The 10,425-nt window shown below is 72.0% G+C and carries 9 protein-coding genes and 1 pseudogene; 6 read left to right on the top strand and 4 right to left on the bottom strand.

Features of this window, described 5'->3' with window-relative positions; all coding sequences use genetic code 11:
- Nucleotides 1–259 precede the first annotated feature (259 nt).
- The gene (locus ABD207_RS04015) at nt 260–1,966 is read left to right on the top strand and encodes an enoyl-CoA hydratase-related protein (protein ID WP_344010075.1); all 1,707 of its coding nucleotides are present in this window, start codon (nt 260–262) and stop codon (nt 1,964–1,966) included.
- 18 nt (nt 1,967–1,984) lie between these two features.
- On the opposite strand, the gene ABD207_RS04010 is transcribed toward ABD207_RS04015, so the two are convergent.
- Complete coding sequence (locus tag ABD207_RS04010) at nt 1,985–2,431, bottom strand: universal stress protein (protein ID WP_343999804.1); 447 nt, start codon at nt 2,429–2,431, stop codon at nt 1,985–1,987.
- A 105-nt stretch (nt 2,432–2,536) separates the two neighbouring features.
- Here ABD207_RS04010 and ABD207_RS04005 point away from each other — a divergent pair, with 105 nt between their 5' ends.
- Nucleotides 2,537–2,983, top strand: a complete 447-nt coding sequence (locus ABD207_RS04005) for a helix-turn-helix transcriptional regulator (RefSeq protein ID WP_344010074.1) — start codon at nt 2,537–2,539, stop codon at nt 2,981–2,983.
- Between the two features lie 55 nt (nt 2,984–3,038).
- Entirely contained in the window at nt 3,039–5,423 is a 2,385-nt protein-coding gene (locus ABD207_RS04000; protein WP_344010296.1) for an ATP-binding cassette domain-containing protein, read from the top strand.
- 31 nt (nt 5,424–5,454) lie between these two features.
- On the opposite strand, the gene ABD207_RS03995 is transcribed toward ABD207_RS04000, so the two are convergent.
- The 3 genes from ABD207_RS03995 to ABD207_RS03985 all read right to left on the bottom strand — a co-directional run bounded on the left by ABD207_RS03995 (nt 5,455) and on the right by ABD207_RS03985 (nt 7,539).
- Nucleotides 5,455–5,664, bottom strand: a complete 210-nt coding sequence (locus tag ABD207_RS03995) for a hypothetical protein (protein WP_344010073.1) — start codon at nt 5,662–5,664, stop codon at nt 5,455–5,457.
- 21 nt (nt 5,665–5,685) lie between these two features.
- Nucleotides 5,686–6,696 carry a TerC family protein gene (locus ABD207_RS03990; RefSeq protein WP_344010072.1) on the bottom strand — a complete coding sequence of 337 codons (1,011 nt, stop codon included), beginning with the start codon at nt 6,694–6,696 and terminating at the stop codon, nt 5,686–5,688.
- Between the two features lie 177 nt (nt 6,697–6,873).
- Nucleotides 6,874–7,539, bottom strand: coding sequence for a dienelactone hydrolase family protein (locus tag ABD207_RS03985; protein WP_344010071.1), 666 nt, complete (start codon nt 7,537–7,539; stop codon nt 6,874–6,876).
- A gap of 289 nt (nt 7,540–7,828) precedes the next feature.
- On the opposite strand from ABD207_RS03985, the gene ABD207_RS03980 reads away from it, so the two are divergent.
- The 3 genes and pseudogenes from ABD207_RS03980 to ABD207_RS03970 all read left to right on the top strand — a co-directional run.
- Complete coding sequence (locus tag ABD207_RS03980) at nt 7,829–8,365, top strand: hypothetical protein (RefSeq protein WP_344010070.1); 537 nt, start codon at nt 7,829–7,831, stop codon at nt 8,363–8,365.
- A 53-nt stretch (nt 8,366–8,418) separates the two neighbouring features.
- Nucleotides 8,419–9,717 (top strand): flavin-containing monooxygenase, encoded by a 1,299-nt coding sequence (locus tag ABD207_RS03975; RefSeq protein WP_344010069.1) that lies wholly within the window; start codon nt 8,419–8,421, stop codon nt 9,715–9,717.
- A gap of 89 nt (nt 9,718–9,806) precedes the next feature.
- Nucleotides 9,807–10,425 (top strand): annotated as a pseudogene (locus ABD207_RS03970) (GNAT family N-acetyltransferase); the annotation flags it as partial.

Here is a 10,425-nt window from a genome sequence, read left to right as displayed (position 1 = left end):
GGCGGGGCCCGGTCGCATGAGCCCGCCGAGCCCGCGGTCGCGGCGCGCAACCGCCCGCGGAGGCCGCACCACCGCGCCGGATCCGGCCGGATCCTCCGGCCCGCCCGGCCCGCCGCCCTCGTCGGCCGGCAAGCCGATCTCCCCGGTGGAGCAGGGAAGTCGGGATCACGCAGCCGCGATCGCGCACAACCGCCCGAACGGCTGAATTACCGCCAGGTCCTCTGTCGGCCCCCGCCCGGAGCGGCAACGATGCCGCGGCATGGACATTCTGCTCGTCGCCAGCGCGTTCAACAGCCTCTCCCAGCGCGTGTACGCGGAACTCTCCGACCGCGGACACCACGTGGACGTCGTGCTCGCCACGCACGGAGCCGACGCGATACGCGCCGCGATACGCCGGGCACGGCCCGAACTGATCATCGCGCCCATGCTGAAGTCGGCGCTGCCCGACGACGTGTGGCGGCAGCACACCTGCCTGATCGTGCACCCCGGCCCGCCCGGCGACCGCGGGCCGTCCGCCCTCGACTGGGCCCTCGCCGAAGGCGCCCCCCGCTGGGGAGTAACGGTCCTTCAGGCGGAGGCCGCGATGGACGCGGGCGCCATCTGGGCGTCGGCGCCGTTCGACGTACCGCCCGTCGGCAAGAGCGACCTCTACCGCGGAGAGGTCTCCGACGCCGCCGTCTCGGCCGTCCTGCTGGCGGTGCGGCGCTACGCCGGCGGCGCGTTCAAACCGCAGCCGCAGTCCGACGCCGGGATCCGCGTGGTCTGGCGGGACGCCTTCCGCCAGGAGCGGCGGCGCATCGACTGGCACGCCGACAGCACCGACACGGTGCTGCACACCCTGCGGGCCGCCGACTCGCAGCCCGGCGTCCTCGGCGAACTCCTCGGCCAGCAGATGTTCCTGCACGGCGGCCACCCCGAGGACCGGTTGCGCGGACGCCCCGGCGAACTGCTCGCCACCCGGGACGGCGCGGTCTGCCGGGCCACCCGGGACGGCGCGGTCTGGATACCGGAGCTGCGCCCCCGCCGCGCCTCCGGCGACCCGGCACCCTTCCGGCGCCCCGCCGCCGACGTCCTGGCTTCTCTTCCACAGGCCCCCTGCCTGCCCGAGGTGCCCGCCCCGCTCGAACTCCCGCCGGACCGGCGCACCTGCAGCGACATCCGCTACCGGCAGCGCGGCGACGTCGGCTTCCTGGACTTCTCGTTCCCCGGCGGCGCCATGAGCACCGGCCAGTGCCGCAGACTCCTCACCGCCTACCGGTACGCGCTCACCCGCCCCACCCCGGTCCTGGTGCTCGGTGGCCGGCGCGACTTCTTCTCCAACGGCATCCACCTCAACGTCATCGAGGCCGCCCCCGACCCCGCCGCCGAGGCCTGGGCCAACCTGAACGCCATCGACGACCTGGTGGAGGCGGTGCTGCGCACCACCGACCGGCTGGTCGTCGCCGCGCTCGGCGGCAACGCGGCGGCGGGCGGCGTGATGCTCGCCCTCGCCGCCGACGAGGTATGGTGCCGCACCGGCACCGTCCTCAACCCGCACTACCGGCGCATGGGCCTGTACGGCTCCGAGTACTGGACCTACAGCCTGCCGCGCCGCGTCGGGCCGGAGACCGCAGAACGCCTGACCGGTGAGGCGCTGCCGGTCAGCACCGCCTCCGCCGCCGCCCTCGGCCTGGTGGACCGCCTCCTGCCGGTCGCACCCCAGGACTTCACCGGCGAGGTCGAGCGGGCGGCGGCCCGGCTCGCCGCCGAGTCCGGCCTGCCCCGGCGCATCGCCGCCAAGCGGGACCGGCGGGCCCGCGACGAGGCGACGCGCCCGCTGGCGGAGTACCGCGAGGCCGAGCTGGCCCGCATGCACGCCATCCTCTTCGACCCCGATTCCCCGCACCACGCCCTGCGCTCGGCCTTCGTGCGCAAGGCACCCCCGGCCGGCGCGCGGCCCCTCGATCCCGTACCGGACCCCTGCTGACCGGCGCGGACGCCCCCGTCAGACCCGCTGGCCCTCACGCACCACGACCACGGGGCAGGCGGCGTGCTGGGCGCAGCGCTGACTGACCGAGCCCAGCATGGCCCGCGCGAACCCGCCCCGGCCGCGATGACCCACCACCAGCAGTTCGGCCCGCTCGGAGGCCCGGATCAGCGCCTCCGACGGGTCCCCCTCCACCAGCCGCTCCCGCAGCCGGGGCGGCCGCCCGTCCGGGAAGACGGCGTTGAGCTCCTCCGTGAACCGCTCCCTGGCCTGCTCCAGATCGAACTCGGGGTCGATGGCGGGCCCGGTCCAGCCCACCGCCGACGGCGTGTCCCAGGCGTGCACCGCCTCCACCTCACCGTCGACCATGTCCGCGTACCGCACGGCCCAGCGCAGCGCCGCGTACGACGACGGGGAACCGTCCACGCCGACCACCACCAGACGAACCGGCTCATCGGCTTGCATGGCCACCTCACACGGAAGTCGTAGGTCCTAGCACCACGCTGCCCCTGTCCAGGCGAGCCTGCCATTCGAACGCACGGCGCACCCGTGTCGTGGCACGATGCGAGCATGACCAGCAGCAGCGGCGACGCCCCTCACCACCTGCGGGATCTCGCAAGGCTGCGCCGCGTCCGCGACCGCATCGACCGGGAGTACGCGCAGCCGCTGGACGTGGAGGCACTGGCGCGCGGCGTGCACATGTCGGCCGGGCATCTCAGCCGCGAGTTCCGCCGCGCCTACGGCGAGTCCCCCTACAGCTACCTGATGACCCGGCGCATCGAGCGCGCGATGGCGCTGCTGCGCCGCGGCGACCTGAGCGTCACCGAGGTCTGCTTCGAGGTCGGCTGCTCCTCGCTGGGCACCTTCAGCACCCGCTTCACCGAGCTGGTCGGCATGCCGCCGAGCCTGTACCGGCAGGAGGCGGCCCGTGCCACGGCCGGGCTGCCCTCCTGTGTCGCCAAGCAGGTCACCAGACCGGTCAGGAATCGAGAAGCACCCCCTCTGCGCCGTGACTAGCGTGACGGTCATGGACACCGCCGAGCCGTTCGAGAACCGTCCGAGGAGTCAGAAGATGACCAAGGCCAAGACGACGAAGAGCCAGTCGCCCGCCTTGCCCGCCGCAGACAGCCACGACGTCATTCGCGTGCACGGCGCGCGGGAGAACAACCTCAAGGACGTCAGCGTCGAACTGCCCAAGCGCCGCCTCACCGTGTTCACCGGCGTGTCCGGCTCCGGCAAGAGCTCCCTGGTGTTCGACACCATCGCCGCCGAGTCGCAGCGGCTGATCAACGAGACCTACAGCGCCTTCGTGCAGGGCTTCATGCCCAATGTGGCCCGCCCGGAGGTCGACGTCCTCGAGGGACTCACCACGGCGATCACCGTGGACCAGCAGCGCATGGGCGGCGACCCGCGCTCCACCGTCGGCACCGCCACCGACGCCAACGCGATGCTGCGCATCCTCTTCAGCCGGCTCGGCACCCCGCACATCGGCGGCCCCGCCGCGTACTCCTTCAACGTGCCCACGGTCAAGGCGGCCGGCGCGATCACCGTGGGCAGCGGCAAGAAGGAGAAGGTCACCTTCACCCGCACCGGAGGCATGTGCCCCCACTGCGAGGGCCGCGGCAAGGTCTCCGACATCGACCTCACCCAGCTCTACGACGACTCCAAGTCCATCAGCGAGGGCGCTTTCACCATCCCCGGCTGGAAGTCGGACAACGTCTGGACGGTCGGCCTCTACGCCCAGTCGGGCTTCCTCGACCCGCACAAGCCGATCCGCGAGTTCACCGAGCAGGAGATGCAGGACTTCCTGTACCGGGAGCCCACCAAGGTGAAGGTCAACGGGGTCAATCTGACCTACGAGGGCCTCATCCCCAAGATCCAGAAGTCCTTCCTGTCGAAGGACAAGGAGGCGATGCAGCCGCACATCCGGGCCTTCGTCGAGCGGGCTGTCACCTTCACCGACTGCCCCGAGTGCGAGGGCACCCGGCTGAGCGAGGCCGCCCGGTCCTCCAGGATCAAGGGCATGAACATCGCCGACGCCTGCCGCATGGAGGTGCGCGACCTGGCCGCCTGGGTGCGCGAGCTGGACGAGCCGTCCGTCGCCCCGCTGCTCACCGCACTCCAGGGCACCCTCGACTCGTTCGAGGAGATCGGCCTCGGCTACCTGTCCCTGGACCGCCCCGCGGGCACCCTCTCCGGCGGTGAGGCGCAGCGCGTGAAGATGATCCGCCACCTCGGCTCGTCGCTCACCGACGTCACCTACGTCTTCGACGAGCCGACCATCGGCCTGCACCCGCACGACATCCAGCGGATGAACGACCTGCTGCTGCGGCTGCGCGACAAGGGCAACACGGTGCTCGTCGTGGAGCACAAGCCGGAGACCATCGCCATCGCCGACCATGTGGTGGACCTCGGACCGGGCGCGGGCACGGCCGGTGGCACCGTCTGCTACCAGGGCACCGTGGAGGGGCTGCGCAAGAGCGGCACCGTCACCGGCCGGCACCTGGACGACCGGGCGCAGCTGAAGGAGTCGGTGCGCAAGCCCACCGGCAAGCTGGCCATCCGCGGCGCGACCAAGAACAACCTGCGGAACGTCGACGTCGACATCCCCCTCGGCGTGCTCACGGTCGTCACCGGCGTGGCCGGCTCCGGCAAGAGCTCGCTCATCCACGGCTCGATGCCCGAGGACGAGGGCGTCGTCTTCGTCGACCAGGCCCCGATCCGCGGCTCCCGGCGCAGCAACCCGGCCACCTACACCGGGCTGCTCGACCCGGTCCGCAAGGCCTTCGCCAAGGCCAACGGAGTCAAGCCCGCCCTGTTCAGCGCCAACTCCGAGGGTGCCTGCCCCACCTGCAACGGCGCCGGAGTCGTCTTCACCGAGCTCGGCATCATGGCCACCGTCTCCTCGCCCTGCGAGGACTGCGAGGGCAAGCGGTTCATGGCCGAGGTGCTGGAGTACCGCTTCGGCGGGCGGGACATCAGCGAGGTCCTCGAGATGTCGGTGACCGAGGCGGAGGAGTTCTTCCGCGAGGGCGCCTCACGCCTGCCCGCCGCGCACAAGATCGTCGAGCGGCTGACGGACGTCGGGCTCGGCTATCTCACGCTGGGCCAGCCGCTCACCACGCTCTCCGGCGGCGAGCGCCAGCGGCTCAAGCTCGCCACGCACATGGGGGAGAAGGGCGGCATCTACGTCCTGGACGAGCCCACCACGGGCCTGCACCTGGCCGACGTGGAGCAGCTGCTCGGCCTGCTGGACCGCCTGGTGGACTCCGGCAAGTCGGTCATCGTGATCGAGCACCACCAGGCGGTCATGGCGCACGCCGACTGGATCATCGACCTCGGCCCCGGCGCGGGCCACGACGGCGGCCGGATCGTCTTCGAGGGCACGCCGGCCGACCTGGTCGCCGGCCGCTCCACCCTCACCGGCGAGCACCTCGCGGACTACGTGGGCGCCTGACCCGAGGAGGCCTCCTTGGTCTTGGTCTCCATCACGCGGGCGAGGCCTCCTCCTCGGCGGAGGGGGCCTCCTCCGGCTCGTACTGCGAGCAGTGCGGGTTCCGGCAGGGCCCCGCCACCCACAGCGGCACGTACACGCCCATGGTCTTGTGACGCTCGACCACCGTCTCGACAGGGTGCTTGCAGGACGGGCAGACCTGACCGGCGGGCAGCGTCACCCGGTGTTTCTGCTCACCATTCATACCTGGGATTTTACCCAGTTTTTATTGCTTTTCGGGAGGGCCGGGAGGGTCTTCCGGCGCGGAAACTTCAGCGGGGCGCGCATTTCCGGAATCCTCCGCGGTCCCCGGCCGGAGCAGGCTGAGTGCGACGGAGACGGTCAGCACGACCACGATCACACAGAGACTGAGCCACGAGGGCACCTCGGGAACGGCCGGGGTGATCAGTTTGTGGGAGGCCTGCATGATGAGCTTGACGCCGATGAAGGAAAGGACCAGCGCCAGGCCCTGACTCAGATAGCGGAAGCGGTCGAGGAGCCCGGACAGCAGGAAATACAGGGCACGCAGTCCGAGAATGGCGAAGGCATTGCTGGTGTACACGATGAAGGCGTCGTTGCTCACGGCCAGCACGGCCGGCACGCTGTCCACCGCGAACACCAGGTCCGCGGCCTCGATCGCGGCGACCACCGCCAGCAGCGGCGTGGCCACGAGCCTCCCGGCCTCCTTCACGAAGAACCGCGCGCCCGCGTATTCGTCCCGCACCGGGACGACCTTGCGCAGCAGACGCACGGCGAGGCTCCGGCCCGGGTCGAAACCCACGTCCTCCTCGTTGAGGATCTTGTATGTGCTGTAGAAGAGGACGGCGGCGAAGACGAAAAGCACGGCGGTGAAGCGGCTGACCACCGCCACACCGGCCGCGAGAAACACCCAGCGGAAGACCAGCGCGCCGAACACCCCGAGAAACAGCACCCGGTGCTGATAGTCGCGCGGCACCTTGAAGTAGCTGAAAACCAGCGCGAAGACGAAGAGGTTGTCGACCGACAGGCTCTTCTCCAGCAGCCAGGCGGTGGTGTATTCGACCCCCGGCTGCGTCCCGACGACGAGAAAGACGAGGCCGCCGAAGAGCACGGCCAGGCCCACCCACCATCCGCTCCAGACGGCGGCCTCACGGAAACCGATGACATGCGCCTGCCGGTGCGCGAGCAGATCGACCGCCAGCGACGCCAGCACGGTGACGGCGAACACCAGCCACAGCCACTCCGGCACGTCATACACGGGCCCACCCCCCAACGGAGTCGATCGGGAGGCCTGTGTCGAGTCTGGGGCATCCGGTGACCGCTTGTCGCTCCGGTGGCACGCCTCGTCTCTCCGGCGGCACGTTCAGTTCCTCGAGCGCCGCGCGGCCCGATCCCGTCGTCACCCGCCCGGCGACTGTCACCCGCCCGGCGACCGTCACCCGTCGGACGCCGCGAGCCAGCGGCCGAACCATCCGGCGGCGGCCCGCGCCACCTCTTCCAGCGCACCCGGTTCCGGGAACAGGTGGGTCGCCCCGGGCACCACATGGATCTCGTGCGTCGCCCGCAGCCTGGCCGCCGCCTCACGGTTGAGACCGAGCACCGTCTGGTCGTTGCCGCCCACGATGAGCAGCACCGGCGCCGTGACCAGCTCCAGCGCCCCGCCCGCCAGATCCGGGCGCCCGCCCCGCGACACCACGGCCGACACGCGTTCCGGGCGCTCGGCCGCCGCCACCAGCGCCGCCGCCGCACCCGTGCTCGCCCCGAACAGACCCACCGGAAGGTCCGCGGTGTCCGGCCGCCGCTCCAGCCAGTCGATCGTGCCGGCCAGCCGCCCGGCGAGCAGATCGATGTCGAAACGGTGCCGCGCGGTCAGCAGGTCGTCGCGCTCCTCGTCCTCGGTGAGCAGATCGAGCAGCAGCGTCCCGAGCCCGGCCTGCTGCAGCTCGGCGGCGACCGCCCGGTTGCGCGGGCTGAACCGCGAGCTGCCGCTGCCGTGCGCGAACAGCACCACCCCCCGGGGCGCCTCCGGAAGGACCAGATCACCGGCCAGGGATGCCTGGTCCGGCCCCTGCGTGGGAACCGTCACGGTTTCGGAGAGCATGCCGCGTCACTCCCTCCGGCAGTTGGTCGCCTGCCACCCGGGTACCCGGCCGGGCCCCCACGCCACCCCTCCACGACGACCCCGGCCCTCGACCTCGGCAGCGTTGATCGCCCGCCCCGGAGCGTCCCCGGGAGTCCGTCCGGACGATTGCCCGCCCCGGGCGGCCGGACCATACTGTGGCGGTCCACGGACGGGGGGATACGGGGGAGTTGAGCGGGCGACGTATGCCGCCGCCGGCGGCCGCACCCGAAGCACCTCCGGCGCGGGTCCCGATCCACTGCTCGCCGCGGTGCCGGCCCTGCTGGGCCTGGCCGTCGTCGCCGTCCTGCTGCGCTGCTCCCCCCTGCCCGTGCGACTCGTGGCCCGCTGGGCGGCGCGCGGGCGTGGCGCGGTGGCGCTCATCGCGCTGTCCCGCGCCGCCAAGGAGGCCCCGGCCCGCGCCCTGGCCCTGCTGGTGCTGGTGGTGACCCTGGCCGGCGCGGTCTTCGGCGGGCTCGTCGTCGGCACCCTCGCCGACGGACGCCGCGCGGCCGCAGCCTGGCAGTCCGGCGCCGACGCCGCGTACCTCGGCGCGGCCCACCATCCCGACGTCGCCGGACGGCTCGCCCGGGCACACGGCGTCGAGAGCACCGTGCGGGTGCGGCAGCTGCGGGTCGACCCGACGAGCGCGACCAGCGGCGAACGCCACGGCATCGGCAGCCTCCTCGGCGTCGAACGACGGCCCGGACGCCGCGACCCGCCCGCACGCCGAACCGTGATGAGCGCCACGCCTGTTCGGCGTGGGTACTGGTGTGCGGCGTGTTTCCGCTGGGCAGTCAAAGGCTGACCCGGGAGCGAGCCGCTGCCCGGGAAGCAAGCCGTGGCCGTGGGGAGTGGGACGTGCGGGTCTGCGTGATCGGGGCGGGGCTGTCGGGGCTCGCGGTGGCACATGCCCTGAAGGAGGCCGGTACCGATTTCGTCTGCCTGGAGAAGTCGCCCGGCGTCGGAGGCATCTGGCGCCGGCCGCAGGCGGGGGAGCGTGGCCCCGGCTACCTCTCCCTCCACCTCAACACGGCCAAGCAGCTGACGGGTTACCGCGACTTCCCGATGCCGTCCTCGTATCCGCTCTACCCCAGCCACCGCGACATGGCCGCCTATCTGCGGTCGTTCGCCGAGTGGGCGGGCGTGCTGGACCATGTGGAGCTGCGCACGGAGGTGGTCTCCGCCGACCAGGAGGCCGACGGCACCTGGACGGTGGTGAGCAGGGACGCCGACGGTGCCGTGGCGGCCCGGCGCTTCGAGCATGTGATCGTCGCCTCCGGGCACCACACGGAGCCGTCGCTGCCCGATCCGCTCCCGGCCGGCTCGGAAGGGTTCACCGGCCGCGTCCTGCACTCCCTCGACTACCGCGACGGCAGCGACTTCACCGGCCGCCGCGTGATCGTGGTGGGCCTGGGCGCCTCCGCGGTGGACATCGCCGCCGACCTCTCCCGCCACGCCGAGCAGACCTATCTGTCCGTGCGCCGCGGGCTGCACGTCGTGCCCAAGCAGCTCTTCGGCATGTCCCTGGACGAGATCGCCGACACCACGTGGTGGAACGAGATGACCCTGGCCCAGAAGCGCCGCTTCGTGGAGCAGGCGCTGCTGGTCGCCCGCGGCCGGCTGTCGGACTACGGGCTGCCCGAGCCGGACCACCCGATCTTCTCCTCCGCCGTGACGATCTCCGACGAGATCCTCAGCCGCATCCGGCACGGCCGGGTGACACCGAAACCGGCCGTGGAGTCCTTCGACGGCGGCCGGGTGGTCTTCACCGACGGCACCTCCGTGGAGGCGGACGCGGTGGTGTACTGCACCGGCTACCGGATGGCGTACCCGTTCCTGCCCGCCGGCTGCCCGGCCGCCCCGGACGGCCCCGTCGAGCTGTACCGGCGGGTCGTGGCACCGGACCGGCCCGGCCTGTACTTCGTCGGCCTGGTCCGCCCCGTGGGCGCGATCACCCGGCTGGTGGAGGCGCAGGCGCAGTGGGTGACCCGGATCGTGCGCGGCGAGGTCGTGCTGCCCTCGCCGCAGGATATGCGCGAGGAGATCGCCGCGTACCACGCCTCCATAGCCGAGCGGTACGGCCTCACCCAGGGCGCCTCCATCCAGGTCGATGTGGGCCCGTACCTGGGGGAGTTGCGCGAGGTGCTGAGCGTCTAGACGCGGCGTGGCGGAGCCCGTCCAACGGAGGCATGGGGAGTCCGTCCTTCGGGACGGCACCGGGGCGGACGTCGTGCCGTCGTGGTGCCATGAGCATCGATGTCCGCCCGGCCACGGTCTTCGAGGACGTGCGTGCCGTGCTCGGCCCGAAGTCACCGACGGCCAACGTCTGCTGGTGCCTGGGCTACCGCATCCCGTCCAAGCTCAACAACGAGCTGAGCGGGCCCGCCCGCGGCGAGTACGTACGGCAGCTGTGCGCGGCGCAGCCTCCGCCCGGGGTCCTCGCCTACGACGGCGAAGAGCCGGTCGGCTGGGCGGCGGTGGCCCGCGTGCCGCGACCTCCTTCGCCCGCAACCGCAAGATCCCGCACCTCGACGACCTGCCGGTGTGGTCCCTGTGGTGCATCCGCGTCCGCCCCGGGCACCGCAAGCAGGGCATCTCCCATGCGCTGATCGCCGGTGCGGTCGGGTTCGCCCGCAGCCACGGCGCCCCGGTGGTCGAGGAGTATCCGCTCGACAACGGCGACGCGAAGGTCGATCTGACGATGGCGTACGCCGGGCTCCGCAAGAACTTCGAGCGGGCCGGCTTCGTCCACGCCGCCGACACCACCTCCGTGCTCGCCGGTCACCCCAGGATCCTGAGCTTGTTATTGATCAGAAACTCATGGGGTTCTCGTCCAGGACGTAGCGGACGTGCGGGCCGCCGAAG

It is taken from the genome of Streptomyces thermospinosisporus (assembly GCF_039526425.1).
GTDB classification, from domain to species: domain Bacteria; phylum Actinomycetota; class Actinomycetes; order Streptomycetales; family Streptomycetaceae; genus Streptomyces; species Streptomyces thermocarboxydovorans.
The sequence above is the reverse complement of the archived record's forward strand: the minus strand, read 5'-3'. Positions and strand labels throughout refer to the sequence as shown.

Coding starts and splice junctions, on each gene's coding strand:
- ABD207_RS04015 (WP_344010075.1), top strand. CDS start 260: ATGGACATTCTGCTCGTCGCCAGCGCGTTCAACAGCCTCTCCCAGCGC.
- ABD207_RS04010 (WP_343999804.1), bottom strand. CDS start 2,431: ATGCAAGCCGATGAGCCGGTTCGTCTGGTGGTGGTCGGCGTGGACGGT.
- ABD207_RS04005 (WP_344010074.1), top strand. CDS start 2,537: ATGACCAGCAGCAGCGGCGACGCCCCTCACCACCTGCGGGATCTCGCA.
- ABD207_RS04000 (WP_344010296.1), top strand. CDS start 3,039: ATGACCAAGGCCAAGACGACGAAGAGCCAGTCGCCCGCCTTGCCCGCC.
- ABD207_RS03995 (WP_344010073.1), bottom strand. CDS start 5,664: ATGAATGGTGAGCAGAAACACCGGGTGACGCTGCCCGCCGGTCAGGTC.
- ABD207_RS03985 (WP_344010071.1), bottom strand. CDS start 7,539: ATGCTCTCCGAAACCGTGACGGTTCCCACGCAGGGGCCGGACCAGGCA.